This window comes from Oricola indica (genome assembly GCF_965227485.1).
GTDB classification, from domain to species: Bacteria; Pseudomonadota; Alphaproteobacteria; order Rhizobiales; family Rhizobiaceae; genus Oricola; species Oricola indica.
Window position 1 is genome coordinate 2,078,186 of the sequence record NZ_OZ245747.1, and the last position, 24,869, is coordinate 2,103,054.

General features: G+C 63.3%; 19 protein-coding genes. 9 read left to right on the plus strand and 10 right to left on the minus strand.

Features of this window, described 5'->3' with window-relative positions; translation table 11 throughout:
* The first annotated feature begins 78 nt into the window (after window positions 1–78).
* Window positions 79–975 (plus strand): DMT family transporter, encoded by an 897-nt coding sequence (locus ACQK2M_RS10525; protein ID WP_425417758.1) that lies wholly within the window; start codon window positions 79–81, stop codon window positions 973–975.
* On the opposite strand, the gene ACQK2M_RS10530 is transcribed toward ACQK2M_RS10525, so the two are convergent.
* Window positions 967–1,362, minus strand: coding sequence for a DUF3775 domain-containing protein (locus ACQK2M_RS10530; RefSeq protein WP_425417759.1), 396 nt, complete (start codon window positions 1,360–1,362; stop codon window positions 967–969). The genes ACQK2M_RS10525 and ACQK2M_RS10530 overlap by 9 nt on opposite strands.
* 87 nt (window positions 1,363–1,449) lie before the next feature.
* Entirely contained in the window at window positions 1,450–2,286 is an 837-nt protein-coding gene (locus ACQK2M_RS10535; protein ID WP_425417760.1) for a class II glutamine amidotransferase, read from the minus strand.
* Between the two features lie 176 nt (window positions 2,287–2,462).
* Between ACQK2M_RS10535 and ACQK2M_RS10540 the strand changes: the two genes are divergently transcribed.
* The 3 genes from ACQK2M_RS10540 (at window position 2,463) to guaD (ending at window position 5,668) form a co-directional block, all read left to right on the plus strand.
* Window positions 2,463–3,029: a type 1 glutamine amidotransferase domain-containing protein gene (locus ACQK2M_RS10540; RefSeq protein ID WP_223475505.1), complete on the plus strand. Its 567-nt coding sequence runs from the start codon at window positions 2,463–2,465 to the stop codon at window positions 3,027–3,029.
* A gap of 102 nt (window positions 3,030–3,131) precedes the next feature.
* Window positions 3,132–4,358 carry a urate hydroxylase PuuD gene (locus ACQK2M_RS10545; protein WP_425417761.1) on the plus strand — a complete coding sequence of 409 codons (1,227 nt, stop codon included), beginning with the start codon at window positions 3,132–3,134 and terminating at the stop codon, window positions 4,356–4,358.
* Complete coding sequence (gene guaD / locus ACQK2M_RS10550) at window positions 4,355–5,668, plus strand: guanine deaminase (protein WP_425417762.1); 1,314 nt, start codon at window positions 4,355–4,357, stop codon at window positions 5,666–5,668. The genes ACQK2M_RS10545 and guaD overlap by 4 nt, the downstream gene beginning before the upstream one ends.
* Before the next feature lie 73 nt (window positions 5,669–5,741).
* On the opposite strand, the gene ACQK2M_RS10555 is transcribed toward guaD, so the two are convergent.
* The 4 genes from ACQK2M_RS10555 to ACQK2M_RS10570 are packed head-to-tail and all read right to left on the minus strand — an operon-like array spanning window position 5,742 to window position 10,784.
* Entirely contained in the window at window positions 5,742–6,371 is a 630-nt protein-coding gene (locus ACQK2M_RS10555) for a sarcosine oxidase subunit gamma family protein (RefSeq protein ID WP_425417763.1), read from the minus strand.
* Complete coding sequence (locus ACQK2M_RS10560) at window positions 6,364–9,243, minus strand: 2Fe-2S iron-sulfur cluster-binding protein (protein ID WP_425417764.1); 2,880 nt, start codon at window positions 9,241–9,243, stop codon at window positions 6,364–6,366. The genes ACQK2M_RS10555 and ACQK2M_RS10560 overlap by 8 nt, the downstream gene beginning before the upstream one ends.
* Window positions 9,240–9,521 carry a sarcosine oxidase subunit delta gene (locus ACQK2M_RS10565; RefSeq protein WP_425417765.1) on the minus strand — a complete coding sequence of 94 codons (282 nt, stop codon included), beginning with the start codon at window positions 9,519–9,521 and terminating at the stop codon, window positions 9,240–9,242. Before ACQK2M_RS10565 ends, ACQK2M_RS10560 begins: the two co-directional genes overlap by 4 nt.
* A 3-nt stretch (window positions 9,522–9,524) precedes the next feature.
* Window positions 9,525–10,784 (minus strand): sarcosine oxidase subunit beta family protein, encoded by a 1,260-nt coding sequence (locus tag ACQK2M_RS10570; RefSeq protein ID WP_425417766.1) that lies wholly within the window; start codon window positions 10,782–10,784, stop codon window positions 9,525–9,527.
* A 318-nt stretch (window positions 10,785–11,102) separates the two neighbouring features.
* Between ACQK2M_RS10570 and ACQK2M_RS10575 the strand changes: the two genes are divergently transcribed.
* The 4 genes from ACQK2M_RS10575 (at window position 11,103) to ACQK2M_RS10590 (ending at window position 18,099) form a co-directional block, all read left to right on the plus strand.
* Window positions 11,103–13,496, plus strand: coding sequence for a DUF3772 domain-containing protein (locus ACQK2M_RS10575; protein ID WP_425417767.1), 2,394 nt, complete (start codon window positions 11,103–11,105; stop codon window positions 13,494–13,496).
* Between the two features lie 83 nt (window positions 13,497–13,579).
* Window positions 13,580–13,864: a hypothetical protein gene (locus ACQK2M_RS10580; RefSeq protein WP_223475497.1), complete on the plus strand. Its 285-nt coding sequence runs from the start codon at window positions 13,580–13,582 to the stop codon at window positions 13,862–13,864.
* Between the two features lie 299 nt (window positions 13,865–14,163).
* Window positions 14,164–15,363 (plus strand): hypothetical protein, encoded by a 1,200-nt coding sequence (locus ACQK2M_RS10585; RefSeq protein ID WP_425417768.1) that lies wholly within the window; start codon window positions 14,164–14,166, stop codon window positions 15,361–15,363.
* A gap of 174 nt (window positions 15,364–15,537) precedes the next feature.
* Window positions 15,538–18,099, plus strand: a complete 2,562-nt coding sequence (locus ACQK2M_RS10590) for a GcvT family protein (protein ID WP_425417769.1) — start codon at window positions 15,538–15,540, stop codon at window positions 18,097–18,099.
* A 17-nt stretch (window positions 18,100–18,116) separates the two neighbouring features.
* On the opposite strand, the gene ACQK2M_RS10595 is transcribed toward ACQK2M_RS10590, so the two are convergent.
* On the minus strand, window positions 18,117–19,361 hold the full coding sequence (locus ACQK2M_RS10595) for a Mur ligase family protein (RefSeq protein WP_425417770.1): 1,245 nt from the start codon (window positions 19,359–19,361) through the stop codon (window positions 18,117–18,119).
* A gap of 205 nt (window positions 19,362–19,566) precedes the next feature.
* Here ACQK2M_RS10595 and ACQK2M_RS10600 point away from each other — a divergent pair, with 205 nt between their 5' ends.
* Window positions 19,567–20,361, plus strand: a complete 795-nt coding sequence (locus tag ACQK2M_RS10600) for a DUF1194 domain-containing protein (RefSeq protein WP_425417771.1) — start codon at window positions 19,567–19,569, stop codon at window positions 20,359–20,361.
* A 6-nt stretch (window positions 20,362–20,367) separates the two neighbouring features.
* Here the strand turns inward: ACQK2M_RS10600 and ACQK2M_RS10605 are convergent, their stop codons facing one another.
* From ACQK2M_RS10605 to ACQK2M_RS10615, 3 genes are all read right to left on the minus strand, one after another.
* Window positions 20,368–21,366 (minus strand): GlxA family transcriptional regulator, encoded by a 999-nt coding sequence (locus ACQK2M_RS10605; RefSeq protein ID WP_425417772.1) that lies wholly within the window; start codon window positions 21,364–21,366, stop codon window positions 20,368–20,370.
* 500 nt (window positions 21,367–21,866) lie between these two features.
* Window positions 21,867–23,909, minus strand: coding sequence for an ASKHA domain-containing protein (locus ACQK2M_RS10610; protein WP_425417773.1), 2,043 nt, complete (start codon window positions 23,907–23,909; stop codon window positions 21,867–21,869).
* Between the two features lie 9 nt (window positions 23,910–23,918).
* Window positions 23,919–24,869, minus strand: coding sequence for a methyltetrahydrofolate cobalamin methyltransferase (locus ACQK2M_RS10615; protein ID WP_425417774.1), 951 nt, complete (start codon window positions 24,867–24,869; stop codon window positions 23,919–23,921).

Genomic DNA, 24,869 nt, shown 5'->3' on the forward strand with positions numbered 1-24,869 from the left:
AGACTTTGTTCCGGTACCGCAAGGGAACAGCGTTTTCCGCTTGGTGATCGTGGCGCGCTCGACTAATCACGAGCGACCATGAGTTCTTCTTCTTCCTCTTCACCGATGACGGCCGCCATGTGGATGGGCGGCGCGATCCTCTCATTCGCGTCGATGGCCATCTCGGGCCGCGAGATCCAGGCCGAACTCGACACGTTCGAACTGATGGCCTACCGCTCGGTGATCGGTTTCGTCCTGATCTGTGTTGTCATCTCGTTTTCGAAGCGCGGGTTCTCGCAGGTGAAGACGCAGAAGGCGGGCCTGCATATCCTGCGCAACGTCTTTCATTTTACCGGGCAGAATCTCTGGTTCTACGGCGTCGCGGTCATTCCGCTGGCACAGCTCGTCGCCCTCGAATTCACAAACCCGATCTGGGTCGCTCTCCTGGCGCCGCTGCTGCTCGGCGAGAGGATGACGAGGGCGAGGGCGGTCGGCGCCCTGCTGGGTTTCATCGGCGTGCTGATCGTGGCGCGCCCGGGCGTCGCTCCGCTGGAGGCTGGCCATTTCGCCGGGCTTGGAGCGGCTGTCGGATTTGCGCTGAACACGCTTTTCACGAAGAAGCTGATGCGCACCGACACTACCCTGTGCGTCATCTTCTGGATGACGGCGAGCCAGACGGTGATGGGCTTCGCGCTTGCCGCGCCGGGCGGGGTGACCATGTTCTCGGCCGCGCTTGTGCCATGGATCGTCGTGGTCGGAATAGCCGGCCTGACGGCCCATTACTGCCTGACATCGGCGCTGTCGCATGCGCCAGCCTCGGTGGTCGCGCCGATGGAGTTCCTGCGCCTGCCCTTCATCGCCGTCCTCGGCATGCTGATCTATGGCGAGCCGCTCGAACTGACGGTCTTCCTGGGTGGTGCGGTGATCCTTGCCGGCAACCTGCTCAACGTCAATGCTGAACGCAGGGCTGCTCGCGCGGCGGCGACCTCAGTCTAGCTCGCCGGATTCGCGCATCTTCTCCCAGCCTTCCTCGATCTGGTCGGGGACGAGCGGGTGGGAAAGCAGGTATTCCGCCGTCGATCCCTCGTGCCGCTGGCGGGCGAGCGCGATCGTCGCGTCCCATTCCTGCGGCTCGGCATCGCCGCGACCGATCCAGTAGAGCGTCACCAGCGCATCCTGCTGGTCGTCATTGAGGCTTTCGATTTCCTGGACGAGTTCGGTGCGGGTGAGGTCGCCGGACAGTTCCTGAAGGGCGGCGGGCACCTCGTCGTCGGACGGGTTGCCGCCCGGGTCGGAGACATCGGTCTCTTCGCGGGCCATGAGCGCGCGCATCCGTAGGATCAAGGCTTCGAGTTCAACGCTGTCGATTGCAATTTCGGCCATGAATTCCTCCACTTGCCGCGTGTCTTGAAGCGAAACTAGCTTCCGGCTGTTTCGTTCCCCTTGATTTCAGTCAAGCGCCACGATCGTTCACGCCGCGACCGCACCCGCCCGTGCCGGCAGGGGATCGATGCGGAAATGAAGATCCTTGTCGATGGCGTAGACGACGCCATTGGCGAATGACTGCCAATTCTCGCCGCTGATCGGCTCAGAGGCAATTTCGACCGCACGATAATCGGCGCCGGTATCGTGTTGCACATGCGTGCGGCCGCAGACGCCGCAGACGGCGACATCGGTCTTCACCAGATGCCAGAGCGTGCGGTTGTAGCGCGAACCGACCAGCCGGTCGCCGTCCGTCAGGACGATGTTCAGGCCAACCTCTTCGTTGGGATCGACGGAATGGGACCAGTCGATGATCTGCCGCAGGGCGCGCCCGACGACCTCGTGCAGCGGCTGGTCGGGATGGCGCATGATCCTCGTCAGCAGGTAGTAGAACACATGCTCGCTGTCGGTGATGCCCTTGATGTCGTTTCGCAGCAGCGGATCGATGTGGTCGATCATCAGGTCGCGCACGCGGTCGAAATTGGGCACCGTTCCGTTGTGGGCGAAGACCCAGCGTCCGTTCTGGAAGGGATGGGTGTTTTCCAGCGCCGTGCCGCCGACGGTCGCCTGCCGGACGTGGGCCACGACGGTGTGCGCATAGACGCGCGCCGCCGTCTTGCGGAAGTGTTCGCCGTGATAGGCCGCCCAGGTCTGCTTCTCGATCATCGGAACGGTTTCGCGATAATCGGCGACGCCCCAGCCATGGCCGTGCACCAAGCCTTCCGCGTCCCCCTGGCTTTGCTGCATGAGGGCGTTCTGCGCGAGCACGAGACTGCACTCGACCTTTGTCGGTTCGCTCGCGCGCATCGCATACAGGCGGCACACCGATTCGCTCTCCATTCCGTTGACTGTTTTCGATAACCCTTCTGATTTCGTATGCGCCTTGCGCAATGTCAATCTCGGCGCGGTTTAGCCACGTTCAGAGCCGTAGCGAAACGTGAGGGAACGGAAGTCCATTCTTCGCATTGGGTCGATGTCACCAACCGAAATGGAGACTGACAATGCCCAAGATTACCGAATCCAGAGTTCTCATCCTCGCGACCGACGGTTTCGAGAAGTCGGAGCTTTTCGTGCCCTTGCAGAAGCTGAAACTCGCGGGCGCGATCGTCGATGTCGCGGCGCCTGAGAAGCGCGCCATCAAGAGCTGGGACAATGGCGACTGGGGCGAAACGGTCGATGCCGATCTGGCCGCGGCCGACGCCGACCTGTCCGAATACGATGCGCTCGTCCTTCCGGGCGGCCAGATCAACCCGGACATACTGCGCGTCGACACCGACGCCATGGCAATCGTCAAGACTTTCCTGAAGAGCGGCAAGGTCGTCGCCGCGATCTGTCACGGGCCGTGGCTTCTCGCCGAGGCAGGGGCGGTCGAGGGGCGCGACATGACCTCGTACCACTCCATCAAGACCGACCTCGTCAATGCCGGCGCGAACTGGCGGGACGCGGAGGTGGTCGCCGACGGCGGCATCGTGACGTCGCGCTCGCCCAAGGACCTCGATGCCTTTGTCGCGAAGATCATCGAGGAAATCGAGGAAGGCCGCCACGAGGAGCGTCGGCTCGCGGCCTGACGAAACCGGAAAAATGCAGCGCAGCATTCATGCTGCGCTGCACTTAAGACTTGCCTTTAAGCCCCTGATCGGCATGGTAATGGCGTTACAGGGGACACTGCCTTGCTCGATTTCGCCATTGCCTGGGACTGGCTGACATTCGCCGCACGCTGGCTTCACGTCGTGACCGCGATTGCCTGGATCGGTTCGTCATTTTATTTCATCGCCCTCGATCTGGGCCTGACGCAAAGGCCGGGCCTTCCGGACGGCGTGTATGGCGAGGAATGGCAGGTCCATGGCGGCGGTTTCTACCATATCCAGAAGTACCTCGTTGCGCCCGCCGCGATGCCGGAGCACCTGACCTGGTTCAAGTGGGAATCCTATGCCACCTGGATGTCCGGCGCGTTGCTGATGGCGATGCTCTATTACGCCGGCGCGGAACTCTACCTGATCGACCGTAACGTGCTCGACGTCCCGGCCTGGGGCGCGATCGTGATCTCGCTCGCCTCATTGACGATCGGCTGGATCGTCTACGACTTTCTCTGTAAGTCGCCGCTGGGCAAGAGCGATACCGGCCTGATGCTGCTGCTCTACGTTCTGCTGGTCTTCATGGCGTGGGGTTACACACACCTGTTCACGGGTCGTGCGACATTCGTGCATCTGGGCGCCTTCACGGCGACGATCATGAGCGCCAATGTGTTCTTCATCATCATTCCGAACCAGACCAAGGTGGTCGCGGCGCTGAAGGCGGGCGAGACGCCCGATCCACTGCTCGGAAAACAGGCCAAGCAGCGTTCCCTGCACAACAACTACCTGACGCTGCCCGTCATCTTCCTGATGCTGTCGAACCACTACCCGCTCGCCTTCGCGACACCCTATAACTGGGTGATCGCGTCGCTGGTGTTCATCATGGGCGTGCTGATCCGGCATTATTTCAACACCAAGCACGCCCGCAAGGGCACGCCGAACTGGACCTGGCTTCTGACGGCGGTCATCTTCGTGTTCATCATCTGGCTGTCGACAAACCCGATGCGCCAAGTCGACGAGGAAGCCGAACTGGCGACGCCGGGGGCGGAGCGGATGATGGCGTCGGCAGGGTTTGACGAGGCGCGCGATGTCGTGCTGTCGCGCTGTTCGATGTGCCATGCGGCCGAACCCGTATGGGAAGGCATTCACTGGGCGCCGAAGCGGGTCATGCTCGATACCGACGCCCGGATCGCCAACCACGCCCGTGAAATCTATCTGCAGGCTGGCGTCAGCCATGCCATGCCGCCGGGCAACGTGACGGATATTCCGCCGGAGGAGCGCGCGGCGCTCGTGCGGTGGTATCGCGGGCGCGGCGATTCGTGAGCGCGACGGCCCTCTTTCGCGGCCGGCTTCTCTGGTTCGAGCGGGAACCGGCCGGCGGCGACGACACGACAGCGTTTCATTACATCGAGGATGGCGCGATTGCCGTTGCGGACGGGACGATCGCCTGGTCGGGCGAGTGGAGCGACCTGCCGGCGGACTATCGCAGCGACGACTATGTGGATCATCGCTCGCATCTGATCCTGCCGGGTTTCGTCGATTGCCACATTCATTTTCCGCAGGGACAGGTCGTCGCCTCCTATGCGGGCAGCCTGCTTGAATGGCTGAACACCTACACATTCGTCGAGGAGCAGAAATACGCCGATCCGGCGCATGCAGGGCGTATGGCGGACCGGTTCCTCTCGATGCTGCTCGCCCATGGCACGACGACAGCGATCGCCTATGGCTCAGTGCACAAGGGCTCGGTGGACGCGCTTCTGGGCGCGGCCCTGTCGCGCGGCATGCGCATGATTGCCGGCAAGGTGATGATGGACCGCAATGCGCCGGAGCTGCTCACCGACACGCCGCAATCGGGTTATGACGACACCAATGCGCTGATCGCCGAATGGCACGGCAAGGACCGTGTCGAGGTCGCCGTGACGCCGCGTTTCGCGCTGACCTCGACCGAGGCACAGATGGAGATGGCGGGCGCGCTGGTGCGCGAGCATCCCGAATGTCTGGTGCAGACGCATTTGTCGGAGAACCACCGCGAGATCGAGACGGTCGCAGAACTGTTCCCGTGGTCGAAGGATTACACGGACATCTACGATCATTACGGGCTACTCGGCCCGAAGACGCTGTTCGGCCACTGTATCCATCAGGGGCCGCGCGAGATGGAGCGGATGGCGGAAAGCGGGTCTGTTGCCGTGTTCTGCCCGACGTCGAACCTCTTTCTCGGTTCGGGTCTGTTCGACCTGGACAAGATGCGCGGGACCACGCCGGCAACGCGCCATGCGGTGGCGACCGATATCGGCGGCGGCACCAACTGGTCGATGCTTCGCACTCTCGACGAGGGCTACAAGGTGCTCAACCTGCAGGGGCAGCGCTATCACCCGCTGCGCTCCTTCTACCAGGCGACGCTCGGCAATGCCGCGGCGCTCGGCATGGACGACCGGATCGGCAGGCTCGCGCCGGGCTACGAGGCCGATTTCGTCGTGCTCGACAGTGCATCCAATCCGGCGATGGCGCTCAGGGCGGAGACGATCGAGACGCTTTCGGAGGAACTGTTCCTTCTGCAGACGCTCGGCGACGATCGCGCTGTGGCTGCGAGCATTGTGTCAGGCGTCACAGCGCACCGACGCGGGAACGCCTAAATCTGGGTCAAGTACAGGGCCGGCCGAACAAGAAGAACAACGGGACCGGACGAGAAGGGAAGGCGCTCCCGGGTCAGTCGACCCGGTAGCCGGCCTCCTCCGCGGAGCGGCACAGAAGGTGCCAGAACGACCGCGCGAAAGAGCGGAAGACATAGACGTCGAACGCATCCGCACCGACACGCTGGATTTGCGCGAAGATGTCGTGATGGGCGGTTGCCAGCCCATTGCCCCTCGGCATCGCCGCATCGGAAAGATCCACCGCAAACAGCTTCGCCAGAACCCACCGGCTTTTCTCTCCATCGACGCGTATAACCGTGCGGCCGTGGCTGAGATCGGTCACGGTGCCGTCGTCACCCACGGCGTCGACCAGGTTGGCGACCAGTTCGGGGCTTTCGCCGGAGACGAGCCAGCGCATGGGCGCGATGTTGAAGGCGCCGGCCGCGGTTTTCACCGAGCCGCTTCCCGGCGCGACCTTGAGGGCGGCGCTGGCAGTGGCCTTGATCGCCGCGCGACATTTGCTTTCACGCCCCTTCCAGGCCGTGACTTCCGCGATCGACAGACCGAAACGCTCACCAAGGCGCACGGAAGGGTTCTGTCCGACGGCGACGCCGAATTGGCCGGTCTCGATGTGGCCGGCCAGAGGCGAAACGGCGCGGGCCCGCATAACGGGATCGGCGATGAAAGCCGGACGCTGCTTAGCCATGCATTCGTCCTCCCTTGGGGTCGTAGAAGACGTGGTTCACGAACTCGACCGGGATATGCGTCTTAGACCGGGCCGGGTCGGTTGCGAAGCCGCGTGTGCCGATACGGGCGACGCCGTTTTCGACCAGCGCCAGTCCGATATATTTGCCGTAGAGCGGCGAGTAGCACATTGCGGTGATGTGGCCGAGGCTGCGCCCGGGCTTTTCGGCCGGGCCGTCTACGATATGGCTGCCGCCGCGCAGTTTCTCGCCGGAAAGCGAGATGATGCCGACCAGCGTCCAACGCCGGGGATCGGTCAGGCCTTCGCGATCCATCATCGCGGACCCGATGAAAGGCTTCTTCTTCGACAGCATCCAGTCGAGATGGAGATCGCGCGCCGTCGTTCGGCCGTCGATCTCGGCGCCGGTCACGTGGCCTTTCTCGATGCGAAGCGTGCCAAGCGCTTCGAGGCCGTAAGGTTGGATGTCGTGCGACGCACCGGCGTTCATCAAGGCGTCCCAGACATGCGGTCCGTGATGCGCTCCGCAATAGACCTCGTAGGCCCGCTCGCCTGAGAAGGAGAGGCGGCAGATCATGACCGGAGCGCCGGCGATCTTGCCGTGTACGATGCCCATGAAGGGCAGCGTGTCATTGTCGACCTTGGTGAGCTTGACGCAGGCGGCCAGGACGTCGCGGCTTTTCGGGCCCGAGACGGCCGCGCCGGCCCACTGGTCGGTGACCGAGGTCAGATGGACCCTCAAATTGGGCCAGATGCATTCGAGATAGAACTCCATGTGCTGCATGACGCGCCCGGCATTGGCAGTGGTGGTCGTCATCAGGAAGCGGTCTTCAGACAGCCGCCAGGTCGTTCCGTCATCGAGCGCGAAGCCGTCCTCGCGCAGCATCAGCCCGTAGCGGGCCTTGTTGACCGGCAAACTCGCGAAATTGTTGGTGTAGATGCGGTTGAGGAATTCGCCCGCGTCAGGACCTTGAACGTCGATCTTGCCGAGTGTCGAGACGTCGACGATGCCGACATTGCGGCGCACATTGCGCGCCTCGCGAACATAGGCTTCCTCGACGGTTTCGCCCGGCCGGTTATAGCTTTCGGGCCGGAACCACAGCCCGGCGGCATACATGTTCGCGCCCGCCGCGACGTGCTGATCATGCATCGGCGTCAGGCGTTCGGGGCGCAGGTCTCCGTAGCGTTCGGCGGCCAGCGCGCCGAGCGATGCGCCGGTGAAGGGCGGGCGGAACCGCGTTGTGCCGACTTCCGGTATCGGCTTGCCGAGCGCGGCGGCCATGATCGCCATGCCGGGCACATTGGCCGTCTTGCCCTGGTCCGTCGCCATGCCGAGCGTCGTGTAGCGTTTCAGGTGTTCGACCGACTGGAAGCCTTCGCGATGCGCCAGGCGGACATCGTCGGCGGTGACATCGTGCTGGAAATCGACGAAGGCCTTGCCGCCCGTCGCGGCGATCTCGAAAACGGGTTCCGGCGGTTCGATGCCTTCGCCGGCGGCGGAACCGACGGTTTCCCACGCGCCATCACTTTCCGGCGGCAGGAAGGCGTGCAGCTTGTCGCTCCATACCGGTTTCGCGCCGGCCTGCGAGGCGAGGTGGAGCACCGGCGACCAGCCTCCGGATACCAGCAGCGTGTCGCAGGCGATGCGCCGCTTCGATCCCGACAGGTTTCCGGTTCCCGCGTCGAACCCGCGTATCGTGACGCCGGTCAGGCTTCTGCGACCGGACGTGCCAGTGACAGCGTGGCCCGGGATGGTTTCCGCACCGGCTTCCGCCGCGAGCGATTGCGCCCATTCGCCGACGGTTGGCCGTACATCGACAATGGCGACGATCTCTGCACCGCGTTCCCGCAGCCGTGCGGCGGCCTGGTAGGCGCTGTCATTGTTGGCGAAGACCACCATCCGCCTGCCGGGCAGCGCGCCGTATTCGCAGGCGAAACGCTGCGCCGAATCGGCGAGCATGACGCCGGGGCGGTCATTGCCCGGAAAGACGAAGCCGCGTTCGAGCGCGCCCGTGGCTATGACGACATGGCCGGCGCGGATGACCCAATGGCGATGGCGCGGTTCCCCGGCGCGCGGGCGGCCGACATGGTCCGTCACCCGCTCCAGCGCGGCCAGCGTGTTGCCGTCGTAATAGCCCCAGACCGTCGTCCGGTTCAGCAACTGTACATTCGGTTCGGATTTCAGGCCGGACAGCACCGTATCGGCGAACATCTCGGCATCCTTGCCGGACCAGTTCGCGGTGCCGCCGAAGCTTGCAGCAGTTTCGCACAGGATAACGCGCTTGCCCTCCGCCGCGGCCTTGCGGGCGGCTTCCAGGCCGGAGGGGCCGGAGCCGACGACGAGCACGTCGCAAAAGGCGTTCATGCGTTCGTAGCGGGATGGGTCGGGGGTCGTTCCCGCCGCACCGAGACCGGCCGCACGGCGAATGAATGTCTCGCAGAACATCCAGAAGCGGGTGCCCCTCAGCGGTCCGATCACGGGGCCCATGAAGGTCTTGTAGTAGAAGCCCGCGCTGAAGATTTTTCCCGCCAGGCCGTTGACGGCCATCAGATCATAGGCGAGCGACGGAAAGCGGTTCTGGCTTTCGGCGACGAGCCCGTCGTGGATTTCCAGTTCAGTCGCGCGGATATTCGGCTCGCGCGCGCCATCGGTCGTTACGGTGACGAGCGCGTTCGGTTCTTCGTATCCCGCTGCCAGCAGACCGCGCGTGCGGTGATATTTGAACGAGCGGCCGAACAGCCTGACGCCGCTGGCAAGCAGCGCGGAGGCGAGCGTGTCGCCCTCGAAGCCGGAATAGCGCTTGCCGTCGAAGGTGAAGGCGACCGGTTTGTCACGGTCGATGCGGCCGCCGGTCGAAATGCGGTGCGACGTCACGATCGCTTCCTCCGCGAGGACCCGGTCGCAGGCGCGAATTCGACGGCCGAAATGGCGTGCGTCAGCGTGTTGCGCGTGACGACGAGGAACTTGCGGCAGCCTCCGGCGTGCTGCCAGTATTCGCGGTGCTCGCCGGCGGGGTTGGCCCGATCATAGACATAGGCGTTCCAGGCCTCCTGATCGGTCGATGCGGGCTCGGGCCGGCTCAGGGTCGCGTCGCCGTGATAGGTGAATTCGGCGAGGTCGCGGGGGCCGCAATGCGGGCAAGTGATGATCATGCCTCAATGCTTCCAGGGCGTCGCGCCCTGGCCCTTCTCATCGATAACATAGCCGCGGTGGAACCGGTCGAGCGAATAGGCGGCGTTGAGCGGATGCGGCTCGTTCTTCGCGATCGTGTGCGCGAAACACCAGCCGGACGCCGGCGTCGCCTTGAAGCCGCCATAGCACCAGCCGCAATTGAGATACATGCCGGGCAGGGGGCCGGTCGTGATGATCGGCGAGCCGTCCATTGACATGTCCATGATGCCGCCCCACGACCTGAGAAGCCGAACCTTTGCGGCGGCGGGAAACAGTGCAACGGCCTCCGACATTACGTCCTCGACGATCGGCAGGTTTCCGCGCTGGGCGTAGGTATTGTAGCCGTCGATGTCGCCGCCGAAGACGAGTCCGCCCTTGTCCGACTGGGAGAGGTAGAGATGACCGCCGCCGAAGGTGACCACCGTATCGACCATCGGCTTCAGTGCCTCGGTCACGAAAGCCTGCAGGACGTGGCTCTCTATCGGCAGCGTGTCGATGCCGGCGAGCTTCATGACGGCGCCAGTCGAGCCGGCCACGCAGACGGCGACCTTCTTCGCGCTGATCTCGCCGCGTGACGTCATGACGCCGGTCACCCGGTCTCCATCGCGCAGGAAGCCGGTGACCTCGCAATTTTCCAGAATGTCGACGCCGCGCCGGTCCGCGCCGCGCGCATAGCCCCAGGCGACCGCGTCATGGCGGGCCGTGCCCGCGCGCGGCTGTTCCAGCCCGCCCAGCACAGGAAAGCGGGCATTCGCCGAGAGATCGAGACCGGGAATGCGCCGGGCCAACTCGTCCGGCATGACCATCCGGGAGTCGGCGCCCATAAGCTGCATCGCATTGCCGCGCCGCGCCGCGTCGTCCATCTGCGCGGGCGTGTGGCAAAGATTGATAATGCCGCGCTGGGAAAACATCACATTGTAGTTCAGCTCATGGCTGAGATTTTCCCAGAGCTTCATCGAATGTTCGTAAAAGGGCGTGTTGCCTTCGAGGAGGTAGTTCGAGCGCACGATCGTCGTGTTGCGGCCGATATTGCCCGATCCGAGCCAGCCCTTCTCGCAGACGGCGACATTGGTCAGGCCGTGATTGGCGGCAAGGTAATAGGCGGTGGACAATCCGTGACCGCCGCCGCCGATGATGACGACGTCGTATTGCGGTTTCGGTTCCGGTTTACGCCAGGCGGGTTTCCAGCCGGTGTTTCCGGTCACCGCGTTCCGGAGAACCTGCCAGGCAGAATACTCTGCCATTACCTTCGCGACCTTCTGTTTTTCATGTTCGATCCGCCATCGGGGCCGATTGCTGTGGCATGATTCGCGCCTCGACCGATCCGCCCGTGCTGATGGCTTCGGTCGGTGCCGATGATCCCGTTTTCACTGTGTCCTTGCGATGTTGGACGCGACATTTCAATCATTTTCTCGGTGGTCGATCCTAACCTGCGGCGCTTCGATGTGCATGGCAATTTTTCGCCACACATTAACGATATCGCGACGAGCCGGCCGCGCCATTAAGGTTACGATGCGGAAATCTGTTCTTCGGCAGTTTCAATTCATGTTATCAGCCGCCCAATGAATACGGCCCTTAGATTTCTGCTCGTCACCTTTGCGCTGCTGGCTGCATGGCCCGCCGTTTCGCAGACGCATGAAGGTGCGGCCAGTGACGTGTCGGCCTATGAGCGCGAACTGACGCAGATTTCCGAAGAATTCCAGAATGTGCTGGAAGACGACGGCAAACTCGTCGACCTCTCCACGCGACTGCAGACCCTTGCGGAGTCGGTGCTCGCGACCGGTGTCGAACTCTCGCCGCGTCTCTCGGAAATCCGAATCCGGCTGGAGCAACTCGGCCCCGAAATCGAGCAGGGGGCGGAACCACAAGTGCTGCAGGAACAGCGTGCAGCGCTGCTGGAAGAGCGTGCGCTGATCAATACGCTGATCGGGCAACTGGAAGACCTGTCGGTTCGGGCGAATACGCTCAGCAACGACATCAGCGAGGCGCGCCGCGAACTGTTCACCAGCACGTTGTCGCGCCGTTCGAACATTTCCGCCGCCTTCGGCCAGGAATTGATCGACGACATCCGCGACCGGTACGCGGTCTTCGCGAACAAGATCGGCTCATGGGTCAATTTCGCGTGGCGCTACAAGTCCGGATCGATGGTGGCGGCGACCGCGCTTTCGGTCATGGCGGCGCTGCTTTTCCTGGTGTTTGCGCGGCGGTATCTCGGGCGGTTGCTGCGGCGCGACCCGAAGGCCGTGGAGCCCGGCTATTTTTCCCGCCTGATCGTCGGCTTCCTGGGAACGCTCATGCCGGCCGCCGGTGTCTGGCTGTTCCTGGTGCTCGTCTATGCACTCTACAACCATTTCTCGGTGCTGCGTGACGATATCGGCCAGATCCTGGTGGCCGTCTTCCTTGGCGTGGGCGTCATTTACCTGATCTGGCAGCTGTCCGAGGCGGTCCTCGCGCCGAGGCTGTCGCAATGGCGTCTCGTTGCCGTCACGGACCGCGCGGCGGTGCTCCTGAAGCTGCTTGTGCTTGTCATGGCGGTCACGATCATCGCCGACGATGTGATCACGCAGATCCTGAAAATCGTTGGCGAATCCCTGCCGATTACCATCGCCAAGAGCCTGATAAGCAGTTTCGTCGTCGGACTTGTCATGTTGGCGATCGCGTCCGTTCGCCCCTTCGCGGGCGAGGACGGTGCGCCGGACCGACCATGGCCGGGCTGGCTGCGCTTCCTGTTGTGGGTGACCGGAACTGCCCTGATTATCGCGGTCTCGGCCGGCTATATCGGCTTTGCGGATTTCGTTTCCAAGCAGATCGTCATTACCGGCGCGGTCGCCGCCACGATTTATCTCGGCCATCTCGCCGCGCATGCGCTGTCGCGCGAGAAGGCGCTGGTTCATTCGCGTCTGGGCAAGCGCCTGCACGTCCAACTGGAGATGTCCGAAACCGCGATCGACCAGTTGGGCCTCGTCCTCGGTGTCCTGCTGACCCTGACCCTGCTCGTCATTGGCATCCCGGTACTGCTGCTTCTCTGGGGCTTCAAGTGGGGCGATATCCGCAGCTGGATGCTTGGCACGGTCACGGAGTTCTCGGTCGGCTCGATCTCGATCTCGATCACGGGGATCCTTGCCGGTATCGTGGTCTTCATCGTCGGTTTCTGGCTGACCAAGCTATTCCAGCGCTGGCTCGACCGGGACGTTCTGGAACGCAGCCGCGTCGATGCGGGCGTGCGCAACTCGGTGCGTACGGGCATCGGCTATGTCGGCGTGACATTGGCGGCGCTGGTCGGGGTCGCGGCCGCCGGGATCGACCTGTCGCAACTGGCGCTCGTTGCCGGCGCGCTGTCGCTCGGCATCGGCTTCGGGCTGCAGAACATCGTCTCCAATTTCGTATCCGGACTGATCCTGCTCGCGGAACGTCCGTTCAAGGTGGGGGACTGGATCGAGGCGGGCGGCATCTCTGGCACGGTGAAGGCGATCAATGTCCGCGCCACGGAAATCGAGACCTTCCAGCGCAAGTCGGTGATCCTGCCCAATTCCGATCTCATCAACGCCTCGGTCGGCAACTGGACCCACCACAACACGCTGGGCCGTGTCGAAGTGGCCGTCGGCGTTTCCTACAGTTCCGATCCGAACCAGGTGCGCGAGATCCTGATGTCGATTGCCGAGGACCATCCGCGCGTTTTGTCCAACCCGGAGCCGTATGTGGTGTTCGTCAATTTCGGCGAGTCGTCTCTCGACTTCGATTTGCGGGTCTATCTGGCCGACATCAACTTCATGCTGACGGTCGGTACCGAAATCCGTTTCGCGATCCATGAGCGGTTCAAGGCGGCTGGTATCGAGATTCCATTCCCGCAGCGCGACGTCAATTTGCGTGTGATGGGCAAGGAGGACGTCGTCGCAGAAACCGGAGACGCGTTCGGCCCGATCGAGACCAGCCCGACCGGGCACCGCGACGAATAGGCGTTCAGTTTCGGTTCAGGCCGGAATTCGTATAAGATCGGCAAGTCGCGGCGAAAGCCGCAAGCAAGAAAGGAGGCGATGCCATGCGGCGTCGTTCTGAAAACAAGACAAGACTGCCGGTCGCTTTCGCTGCCATTCTGGCGGCATGCAGCGCCGCCGGCGCGGCTTCGCTGACCAACAAGGATGATGCGAGCCAGACGATCGTCGTCACCGAGGGTGGCGTCAAGACGGAGTTCGCCATCGCGGCCGGTGAAACGGTCAAATTGTGCGATGATGGCTGCTTCCTGACGCTGCCCAGCGGAGACCGTGCCGCGCTTGGCGGCGAGGAAGCAGTCGACATCGTCAATGGCGAGGCGGTCGTCGAATAGGACCGATATCCGTTCGAATTTGACGAAATCCATTTACCGGCGGTCAACCAGGCCGCCGGCTTTTCGTGGTTTTCCGGTCTGTTAACCAAGCCATTTCACCGATTCCTCCCATCCTGCGGCGTATTTTCGTCGCGGGGAGAAGACGAATACGTTCGCTCCCGGACCATGTGCGGAGGCGGTGACCATGTCGATACGCTCGACACGTTGCCCGGTCGCGGGATCGTCGCGATCGTGAAGGACTTCGTCGAAAGCCAGTTCACTTGGAACCACGCCAGTCAAAGGGCGCGGAGGACGGAAGCATGAACACATTGATCGCAAGGACGGATCGTCTCCTGCTCGCTTCGGGCGGACGCGCCGCGCGGATATGGTCGTCGCAATCGGCCCTGTTCGGCGCGATCCTGATCGCCACGTTCACGCTGGTCGTCGCGGCTGTCGGCATCGTCTATCCGAAGACGAACTGGGACATCTTCGCCTATCTGGCGAGCGCCTACGAAACACCTGGCATGAGTGCTCAATTGTTGCATGACCACGCCTACGGCACCGTTCGCGACGCGATCGCGCCGGGCGAATTCACGGTGCTGACCGAGGATCGCGACTACCGGGTTCGCCAATATGCCGACCCGGATGCCTTCGTGACCATGCTCGGCTTCTACAAGGTCAAATGGCTTTACATCGAGACGATCCGCGTAATGTCGGGCTTCGTGGATTCGCTGACCACCATCCGGCTCATATCGGTTCTTTCCGCGCTGGCCGTCGGTGCGATATCGATCGTCTGGTTATGGTCGCGTCAGGCGTTACAACTCGCGCCGCTGGCGCTGGCCGCGCTGATGCTGTCGGGATTCGGCGAGTTGGCGCGCCTGGGCACGCCGGACCTCTATTCCGCCGTCTTCTTCGCTGGCGGAATGCTCGCCTTCCTGCATCGCCGCGAGGCGCTTACGGGCTTCCTCCTGTTCCTCGCTTTTCTCGTCCGTCCGGACCATCTCGCCTATATTGGCGTACTGATGGTGGTGGCGGTCTATATGCGCTCCATTTCCTGGGGCGTGGTGGCAGCCTTTGCGGGCGCGGCGGCTGTCTATGTTCCGATCACCCATGCCGCCGGGCATCCTGGCTGGTGGGTGCAGATGTGGTTCACCCATGTCGAATATGTCGGCACGCTCGAGAATTTTCATCCGCCGTTTTCCGTCGCGGTCTACCTGCAGTCGGTGATCCGGGCGCTGGTGCGTTCCCTCGTCGAGAACGAGTGGCTGGGCGTGTTGATCGTCGGCACAGCGATCTGGTGGCAGATGATCCAGCACAATGTCGAAGCCACGCGCCGCGAATCCGTCATCCTCGTCGCCACCTTGCTGGCGGTGGCCGCAAAATTCGCCGTGTTCCCGCTGTTCGACACCCGCTTCCACTTCGCCTATCTGCTGGTCTTCTGCCTCACTCTCGTCGGCGCTCTCGGCCAGTTGCGCTTCCGCATCCCCAATGGGCCTTTCAGCGACTTCTCGCTTCGCTGAGGCGGGTCTGGAAACAGGCTACTGACAGGGCGCGAGGCAGCGTCGGAACCGTTATCCGGCACGGAGTTTCCGATGCTGGTCGCGGCGTCATCGCCGCATGTCGCAAACAGGCTGCAATCGCGCTGCGTGGCGGTCTTATAGTCTGCCCGAAATCTCATTCCGGAGTCGCGGGCAATGGCAAGTTTTCCTGAAAAGGCGAAGGTCGTAATCATCGGCCTGGGCGGTATCGTTGGCGCGTCGGTCGCCCATCACCTGATCGAGCGCGGCTGGGACGACATCGTCGGGATCGACAAGTCGTCAATCCCGACCGACATCGGTTCGACCAGCCACGCCTCCGACTTCTGCTACGCGACGAGCCACGACTTCCTGTCTTGCTGGACGACGCTCTATTCCATCGACTTCTTCATGAAGCGCGGGCGCTATTCCAAGGTCGGCGGCTTCGAGATCGCGCGCGTCGGCGACGACGGCCGCATGGACGAGATCAAGCGCAAGGTCGGGTCCGCCAAGGCGTTCGGCACGGGCGCGCGGCTGGTCGATGCGGCGGAGATCAAGGCGAAATTCCCGCTGGTCGAGGAAAGCATGGTGCAGGGCGGCATGTGGGACCCGGATGCCGGTCTCGTTTCTCCGCGTTCGCAGACGGTCGCGGGCGAACTGGTCGATGAGGCGGTGGCCAGCGGAAAGCTGCAGTCCTTTGCCAACACGCCGGCGCAGTGCCTCGTGATCGAGGGTGGCCGCATCAAGGGCGTGAAGACGCATCGCGGCACGATCATGGCCGACCATGTCGTCGTTTGCGCAGGCCTGTGGGGCCGCCTGATCGCGGAAATGGCGGGCGAGGACCTTCCGGTCATGCCGGTCGATCATCCGCTGACCTTCTTCGGGCCTTATGACGAGTTCGCCGGCACCGGCAAGGATATCGGTTTCCCGTTGCTGCGCGACCAGGGCAACTCCGCCTATATGCGCGACACCGGCGATCCGAAGACGCCGGAAGGCGGGCAGATCGAGTGGGGTTACTACGAGGAGAAAGATCCGCGGCTCTGCCATCCGCGTGACATCCTGGAGAAGGAGCAGGCGCGCCTGTCGCCCTCGCAGCGCGATCTCGAGATGGAGCAGATCATCGAGCCGCTGGAACGTGCGATGGAACTGACGCCGATCCTCGGCGAGCTCGGTTACCGCGAGAGCCATTCCTTCAACGGCCTGCTGCAGGTCACCACCGATGGCGGGCCGTCGATCGGCGAAAGCCAGAAGGTGAGGGGCCTGTGGTATGCGGTCGCCATCTGGGTCAAGGACGGCCCCGGCATGGCGAAGTTGCTTGCCGACTGGATGACCGACGGGCGCACGGAGATCGATCATCACGCGATCGACTATTCGCGCTTCTACCCGCATCAGATGGAAGAGCAGTTCATCCACGATCGCTGCTACGAGAGCGCCTTCAAGATCTACAATCCGGCGGTGCATTCGCGCGAGCCCTATTCCAAGGGCCGCAATATCCGCACCTCGCCCTTCTACGAGCGCGAGAAGGAGCTGGGCGGGTATTTCATGGAGATCGGCGGCTGGGAGCGCGCGCATGGCTATGCGGCGAACGAGCACCTGCTGGAGAAATATGGCGACCGGGTGCCAGTGCGCGAGAACGAGTGGGACAACCGCCATTTCTGGCGCGTCTCCAATGCCGAACACCTCGCCATGAGCGAAGATTGCGGCATGGTGAACCTGTCGCATTTCGCGATCTACGATGTTTCCGGACCGGATCATGTCGCGCTGATGGAGTGGATCTGCGCGGCGCGGATCGGTGGCGACCATATGGTCGGCAAGGGTATCTATACCCATTTCCTCGACGACGAGGGCATGGTGCGTGCCGACCTGACTGTCCTTCGCATGGGGGACCGCTGCCGGGTGATCGATGGCGCGGATGCAGGGCCGCGCGATTTTCACTACATGCGCCGCGTGGCCGAGGAAAAAGGCTTCGACGTCACCATCACGGACGTCACCGAGAAGAATGTGACGATCGGCGTGTGGGGACCGAACGCGCGCGAGACGCTGAAGAAGGTCGTCGAGGACCCGGAGTCCATTTCACCGGAGAACTTCCCCTTTGCGGCGATAAAACCTCTGCGGATCGCGGGCAAGGACGTTACGGGTTTCCGGATTTCCTATGTTGGCGAGCAGGGCTGGGAACTGCACATGGCCTATGACGACGGCCTCGCGGTCTGGGATGCGCTTCAGGCTGCAGGGATCATGGCGTTCGGTGTCGAGACCTACGCCAACTCGCGCAGGCTGGAGAAAAGCCTGCGGCTGCAGAACGCCGATCTGCTGACCGAGTACAATCTCTACGAGGCTGATCTGGCGCGTCCGAAGGTCAAGGAAGCGGATTTCCGGGGCAAGGCCAAGCATCTGGAATACCGCGCGCGCGACCACCAGCCGGCAATGCTTTGCACGCTGGTCATGACGGATAATGTCGATTCAAAGGGCGTTGCCCGTTATCCGGTCGGCATCATGCCGGTGATGGATCCCGCGACCGGCGAGACGCTGGTCGATGAGCTCGGCCGTCGCTCCTTCACGACCTCGGTCGTCTATGGCCCGAGCATCGGCAAGAACATCGCGCTCGCCTATCTGCCGCATGCGTGGTGCGAGGAAGGGCGCAAGCTCAATGTGGAGTATTTCGGCGAGACCTATCCCGTCGAAGTGGCCGCTGTGGGCTACAAGCCGCTCTACGACCCGGAAAACCTGAAACCGCGCAGCTGACATGTCGCGCCGGCGGATCAACCGCCGGCGAAGGCCATCTTGACGAGGCGGATATAGGTCTGTGTGCCGAGGCAATAGACCGTATCGGTGCCATGTCGTGCACACAGCCGGTCCGCGAGGGCTTTGAGACCTTGCGCGTCCTCGTAGTGAATCTCGTTTTCCACGCGCCCCGCCGCCTTGGCGTTGTCGTAGTGGAGGTAGCCGCGCGTGCCAGAGAGGGCGACTTCGTAATAGGGGGTGCCTTTCTCACCGGCGAAGAAGTCCCTGATGGCGTCAGTGTCCTTGTCGTCGGGAAGGGATGCGAGAAATACCGGGGTTGTCTCGCCGATCAATCGGGACGCGAATGCCTTGTCGATGGATGACGCGCTGACACAGGCGTCGAAATAACAGCGTGTCGCGCCATCGCGCAGGATACCGAACGCCGCCGATTTGTCGTCCAGCGCGATATCCCGCGACGTTTGGCGGCCGAGAAACGCATCGGCGGCGGCGCGCGCCAGCGCCTTGTCCATTTCCAGCCACGCGGGAAGGGTCCCGCCTTTTGCCGGCACTGGAACCGCGGCGACCTTCTCCGGCTCCACGATCTTCAGCCGGTCGTTCCAGCGCCGGGTGTCTTCGTCGCAGATCAGGACGCCGGCGTTCGTTCCGGCGAACAGCTTGCTGCGCGCGACATCGGCCAGGGTGGGGCCGAGACTCGCCGGGTGCTCCATCAGGATCGAGGTGACGACCGATACCGTCGATGGAATGTTGCCGGTCTCGTCGAATTCGGCGCCACGGCCGCATTCCAGAACGAGATAGTCCGCGCCGCGTTCGTGGAAATGGTGCAGCGCCATCAACAGGAAAATGCCGTAGGGCGACAGGTAGCTCGCGCCTTCGAGGCTTTCTTCGGCGGCTTCCAGCGCCGGCTCGATCGCCGCGTACGCCGCCATGAAGTCCGCAACGGTCGAGGGCACGCCGTTGATCCGTATCCGGTCGTTGTGATCGATCTCTTCGGGCGACACGAACAGGCCGATATCCGCGCCGGTCGCTTCGCGCAGGATGTGGGCGATCATGCGCGACGTGGTTCCCTTGCCCTTGCTGCCGGTAATCCGGATGACCTTCGCGGGATCGGGAAGCAGCGAGAGTTTCCGGGCGATGTCGAGAATTATCCGCGGATCGCGAATGTCGCGGTCGTGCCGTCCTTCGACCAGCGCCTTGCGCTTCATGAAGGAGGCGTAGATGCCATCCATCACGCGGTTGAATGCGGGGTCGTCGCGGCGGGACATGATGCGTGTCCTGAAAGTTTTCGATGCGCGGACGGGCGTCAGCGCGGTTTTTCCTAGATTGGTTTCAACGGGTGGACCAGAGCAAATTCCGGTGCTTTGTGGCGACGCTGACGAATATGTGAACCAGCGAGGCGAAATGGCGCGTTTCGCTTTCTCGCGTTTGACGTATCATCCTCGCATGGCTTTCCGTGTCGCAGTCCCGGCGATGGTCGCCGTTTTTGTCACGCTTTTCGGCGCGCCTGTCCGCGCCCAGGAGCGCGTCGATGTCGCGCTGGTGCTGGCGGTCGATGTGTCGCGCTCGATGTCCTACGAGGAACTGCGCATCCAGCGCGAGGGATACGCCGCAGCGATTTCCAGTCCGCAGGTGGTTCGCGCCATCGGGCAGGGCGCTTACCGGCGCATCGCGATCACGCTGTTCGAATGGGCGGCGAACGTCCATGCCAACGAAATCATCGGCTGGACGATCATCGAGAGCCAGGCCGATGCGGATGCGGTCGCGGCCGAACTTCTGGCCACGCGCAGTTTCGGCGAGCGGCGAACGTCGATTTCCGGCGCGATTCATCACGCGACGGGGCTTCTGGAAACAGCGCCCCTGCTTGCCGACCGGCGGGTGATCGACATTTCCGGCGACGGTCCGAACAATCAGGGCGTCCCGGTGACCGAGGCGCGCGACGAGGCGGTCGCGAAAGGTATCACGATCAACGGGTTGCCGATGATGACGCGGGACGGCTTCGCCCAGCAGTTCCATATCGATGATCTGGACCGCTACTACACGAAATGCGTCATCGGCGGGCCGGGGGCCTTCATGGTGCCCGTCAATGACTGGGACCAGTTCGCGGAGGCCGTGCGTCGCAAGCTGGTCATGGAGATCGGAGAGGTGGAAGAAGCCGCGCCGCGCGTCGTGCCGGCGCAGTTTATCCTCGAAGAACCCTATGACTGCCTGATCGGCGAGAAGATCTGGCAGCAGCGCGGCTGGCAGTTCGACGATTTCGACCGGTAATCCGGATCAGGCGACCATGAGTTGCTTGCGGTCGGCGCGTTCCTGCTGCGGTGACTTGGCGTAGACCTCGCGGTAGCACTTGGAAAAGTGCGAAGCGGAGACGAAGCCGCAGGCGATCGCCACCTCGACGACCGGCATGGACGACTGGATCAGCAGATGGCGTGCGCGGTCGAGCCTGATTTCGAGATAGTAGCGCGCCGGAGAGCGACCCATTTCCTGGCGGAACAGGCGCTCGATCTGCCGGCGCGACAGGCCGACATGGTCCGCGATCTCGACCAATGACAGCGGCTCCGACAGATTGGCTTCCATCAGTTCGATGATCGTCAGGACCTTGGCGTTCTGCACGCCGAGACGCGCACGCAGCGGCAGGCGCTGGCGGTCGGTCGGATTGCGCACGCGGTCGGTCAGGACCAACTCGCAGATGCGGTTCACGGTCGCGTCGTCGAAATCGTCGCTGATGATCTTCAGCATCATGTCGAGCGCGGCCGTTCCCCCGGCGCAGGTGTAGATGCTGCCGTCGATCTCGAAGAGATCGGAGAAAACGCTGACCTGCGGGAAGGCTTCCTGGAAACCGGGCAGGTTTTCCCAGTGGATGGCGCAGCGCTTGTTGTTGAGCAGGCCGGCCGCGCCGAGCGTGTGGGCGGCGGTGCACAGCGCGCCGACCTTGACGCCGCGATTGTGTTCCTCGCGCAGCCATGCCGATAGCGACTTGGAGTGGTTGCGCTCGATATTGAGACCGCCGCAAACGAAGACGATGGACGGCCTGTGCTGGCCGAGCATCAGCTTGCGCTCGTCCTCAATGGAGGTGTCGACGGCAACCTGCACGCCGTTCGACGCGGTGACAGGCTCGCCTGTCTTGCTGGCCAGGCGCCAGGCATAGGCTTCGTAGCCGAGGACGCGATTGGCGCCGCGCAGAGGCTCGACCGCCGCGGAAAAGGCGATCATCGTGAATTCCGGCTGGAGGTAGAAGACGACTGTCTTCGGCAGCGTCGGTGCGTTCGTCATCGGGCCAACCTCGCTCCTGTTGCCTGCCACAACATGTAATGTCGTTTTCATGACAAAGAACCAGCCATATCGGGTGCGGTCAACCAAAACCGGCAGCGGTGCCGTCCGTTGGGCCGCGAAAAAATCGGGAGGGTTCGAAAGCAGTCGCCGACGCCGGTCACGCCGGGATCCTGCCGTTTGCCGGCAATTCGCCGGATTGCTGGTCCGAAAAGGGGATCATTGTTCACTCCATGCAAGTTCGCGTTCACACGGAGCAGCCATTTCGCGTCCGGATCGTTCCTACGGCGGTTTGGACACACCGTTTGGCGGGAACGGGCCAGCTATTATCAGAGCGTCTTCCGGTCGTTTGGGACCAACCGGGATAACGCACCCTCATGGACGGCTCGATCATTCCCCTATGATGGTCATGTCGGCTCGACGCGCAGAAAGTTGCGACACGAAATCGCCTTTCTGCGACATTCAGCTGTGTCGCAGAAAGGATAGATCGAAATCAGGCCGATTCAGTTCCGCGCGCGCCGGCCGCCTTCGCGTCTGCGACGGCGTCCGGGGCTGCTGCCGTCGTCATTGGCGGCGAGCGTCTTGCGGTCCGGCAGCGTGACGGCCTTTGCCAGTTCGGGGAAGGGATCGATCTTGTTGGGCAGCGCCATCGCGGCAACGAAATGGTCCTGAAATTTCGGCTCCAGCGCCGTCTCGATTTTCTCGATCTTGCACACGGTCCGCTCGATCTCGCGGCGAAAATCGCGATTGACCAGCGCCATGCGCGCACCGGTGCCGGCTGCGTTGCCGACCGCGGATACGTTCGAAAGGTCGCAATCGGGGATCAGGCCCAGCACCATGGCGTATTTCGGATCGATGAAGGAGCCGAACGCGCCGGCGAAACGGATGGCATCGACATGGTCGACACCCTGCTTGTCCATCAGGAGCTTGATGCCGGCATAAAGCGCCGCCTTGGCAAGCTGGATGGCACGGACGTCGTTCTGGGTGACCGAGATCAGCGGATCGCCGTCATTCAGCACGTAGGAGAAAGTGCGCCCGTTCTCGATGATGCGCGGCGATTTCGCGGCGAGGGCGCCGTCGATTACGCCGTCCTCCGAAATCACGCCGGCCAGATACATCTCGGCGACGACCTCAATGATGCCGGACCCGCATATGCCGGTGACGCGCGTCTGCGCGACGGCTTCGTCGAAGCCGTCCTCGTTCGACCAGAGATCGCTTCCAATCACCTTGAAGCGCGGTTCGAGCGTCTCCGGGTCGATGCGCACGCGCTCGATGGCGCCGGGCGCAGCGCGCTGGCCCGAGGAAATCTCGGCGCCCTCAAAGGCCGGCCCTGTCGGCGAGGAGGCGGCGACGACGCGGGACGAATTGCCGAGCACGATTTCGGCATTGGTGCCGACATCGACCAGGAGCATCATGTCGTCCTGCCGGTGCGGGCCTTCGGCGAGGGTCGCGGCGGCGGCGTCCGCGCCGACATGGCCGGCGATGCACGGGATGACATAGACCCGGCAGCCGGGATTGGTGTCGAGCGCCAGTTGCCCGGCCCATGTGTGGACCGCGCCGGAAACAGCGAGCGCGAAGGGCGCGCCGCCGAGCTCGGTCGGGTCGATGCCGAGGAAAAGGTGATGCATGATCGGATTGCCGACGAAGACAGCGTCGAGGATGTCGGTGCGGTTTGCGCCCGATTCGTCGCAGACCTTGCCGATCAGTCCGTCCACCGCTTCGCGCACGGCCTTCGTCATCGCTTCGCGCCCGTCCGGATTCATCATCACGTAGGAGACTCGGCTCATCAGGTCCTCGCCGAAACGGATCTGCGGATTGGATGTGCCGGCCGAGGCGATGACCTGACCCGACAGTAGCGAGACCAGATGCATGGCGATGGTCGTCGAGCCGATGTCGCAGGCGATGCCCCATGCCTCGTTGTGCAGGCCGGGCCACAGGGCGATCAGGTTGGCCTGGGCCGTTTCCTCATCCTTGTAGATCGCGGCGGTGACGCCCCATTTCCCTTTGCGAAGAATGGCTTGGACCTGCGGGTAAAGATACTGGTCGACCAGGACATCGGAAAAACCCCAGTCGCGCTCCAACGCCGCAAGGAGGCGGTCGAGATCGCCGAGCGGGGCATGCATGTCCGGTTCCTCGACCTCGACATAACAGAGCTGGGCGGCGGGTTTGCGCTCGAAGACACGCGTGTCGGCCGCCTTGCGGACGATTTGCGCGTTGATCTGCACATCCTGCGGGATATCGATGACGAGATCACCGGTGATCGTCGCGGAGCAGGAGAGGCGGCGGCCGGCCTTCAGGTCGCGTTTTTCGGCGTAGCGCTTTTCCTTCGCGCCGAACGGGGAAAGATGGTCGTTTGCCGAGGTGATGCCATGCTTGGCGAACTGGCCCTCCTGCACCACGATCTGGCAGCGCCCGCATATGCCGCGCCCGCCGCACACGCTCTCGACATAGACGCCGAGCTGCCGGGCAGCTTCCAGAACGGTCGTGCCCTCGGGAAAGCGTCCGCGCCTTCCCGAGGGCATGAAGAGAATGAGGGGGTCAGCCATGGGCTCCCGTCAGGCGCCGGCGCCGGTTCGCGCGGCGCGTCCACCGCGGCGTCCGCCGGCCGCACGGGCAGGCGCCGGAGCCGCCGCACCGTTCGCGGAGGGCTGATGGTCGCGATATGTCATGATCCAGTTTCCGCAATCCGGGTCGGTGCCGTTCAGCACGTTGGCTGCGTGGACCATCTCCATTTCCTGCGGACGGCAGGGGTTCATGATCGCCGACGTCATGCCGGACGCGATCACCATCGGGATGAAGGCGGCGTTGATGCCGTGGCGATGCGGCAGGCCGAAGGAGATGTTGGACAGGCCGCAGGTGGTGTTGACGCCGAGTTCGTTGCGCAGGCGGTAGAGCAGCTTGAAGACCTGCTGGCCGGCCGTGCCCATGGCGCCGATTGGCATGACGAGCGGATCGACCACGATGTCTTCGGCCTTGATGCCGTAATCGGCGGCGCGCTCGACGATCTTCTTGGCGACGGCGAAGCGCACGTCCGGATCGGTCGAGATGCCGGTCTCGTCATTGGAGATGGCGACGACCGGGACATCGTATTTCTTGATCAGCGGCAGGATGGCCTCGAGCTTTTCCTCCTCACCGGTCACCGAATTGACCAGCGGGCGGCCCTTGGCGACCTTCAGCGCGGCCTCGATGGCGGAGGTGACGGAGGAGTCGATCGAGAGCGGAACGTCGACCAGTTCCTGCACCATTTCCAGCGTCTTGACGAGCAGGGCCGGCTCGGTGGCGTTCGGATCGACCGCGGTGACGCCCGCATTCACGTCGAGCATCGTCGCGCCGGCGGCGACCTGAGCCAGCGCGTCGGCCTTCACCGTTTCGAAATTGCCCTCGACCATTTCTGCCGCGAGTTTCTTGCGGCCGGTCGGGTTGATGCGTTCGCCGATGACGCAAAAGGGCTGGTCGAAACCGATGACGATTTCCCGGGTGGCCGAGGCGACGATGGTGCGAGCCAT

What these genes read in the sequence shown, in the direction of transcription:
- ACQK2M_RS10525 (WP_425417758.1), top strand. Translation starts at nt 79, where the DNA reads ATGAGTTCTTCTTCTTCCTCTTCACCGATGACGGCCGCCATGTGGATG.
- ACQK2M_RS10530 (WP_425417759.1), bottom strand. Translation starts at nt 1,362, where the DNA reads ATGGCCGAAATTGCAATCGACAGCGTTGAACTCGAAGCCTTGATCCTA.
- ACQK2M_RS10540 (WP_223475505.1), top strand. Translation starts at nt 2,463, where the DNA reads ATGCCCAAGATTACCGAATCCAGAGTTCTCATCCTCGCGACCGACGGT.
- ACQK2M_RS10555 (WP_425417763.1), bottom strand. Translation starts at nt 6,371, where the DNA reads ATGGCTAAGCAGCGTCCGGCTTTCATCGCCGATCCCGTTATGCGGGCC.
- ACQK2M_RS10565 (WP_425417765.1), bottom strand. Translation starts at nt 9,521, where the DNA reads ATGATCATCACTTGCCCGCATTGCGGCCCCCGCGACCTCGCCGAATTC.
- ACQK2M_RS10570 (WP_425417766.1), bottom strand. Translation starts at nt 10,784, where the DNA reads ATGGCAGAGTATTCTGCCTGGCAGGTTCTCCGGAACGCGGTGACCGGA.
- ACQK2M_RS10575 (WP_425417767.1), top strand. Translation starts at nt 11,103, where the DNA reads ATGAATACGGCCCTTAGATTTCTGCTCGTCACCTTTGCGCTGCTGGCT.
- ACQK2M_RS10580 (WP_223475497.1), top strand. Translation starts at nt 13,580, where the DNA reads ATGCGGCGTCGTTCTGAAAACAAGACAAGACTGCCGGTCGCTTTCGCT.
- ACQK2M_RS10585 (WP_425417768.1), top strand. Translation starts at nt 14,164, where the DNA reads ATGAACACATTGATCGCAAGGACGGATCGTCTCCTGCTCGCTTCGGGC.
- ACQK2M_RS10590 (WP_425417769.1), top strand. Translation starts at nt 15,538, where the DNA reads ATGGCAAGTTTTCCTGAAAAGGCGAAGGTCGTAATCATCGGCCTGGGC.
- ACQK2M_RS10595 (WP_425417770.1), bottom strand. Translation starts at nt 19,361, where the DNA reads ATGTCCCGCCGCGACGACCCCGCATTCAACCGCGTGATGGATGGCATC.
- ACQK2M_RS10600 (WP_425417771.1), top strand. Translation starts at nt 19,567, where the DNA reads ATGGTCGCCGTTTTTGTCACGCTTTTCGGCGCGCCTGTCCGCGCCCAG.
- ACQK2M_RS10605 (WP_425417772.1), bottom strand. Translation starts at nt 21,366, where the DNA reads ATGACGAACGCACCGACGCTGCCGAAGACAGTCGTCTTCTACCTCCAG.
- ACQK2M_RS10610 (WP_425417773.1), bottom strand. Translation starts at nt 23,909, where the DNA reads ATGGCTGACCCCCTCATTCTCTTCATGCCCTCGGGAAGGCGCGGACGC.
- ACQK2M_RS10615 (WP_425417774.1), bottom strand. Translation starts at nt 24,869, where the DNA reads ATGGCTCGCACCATCGTCGCCTCGGCCACCCGGGAAATCGTCATCGGT.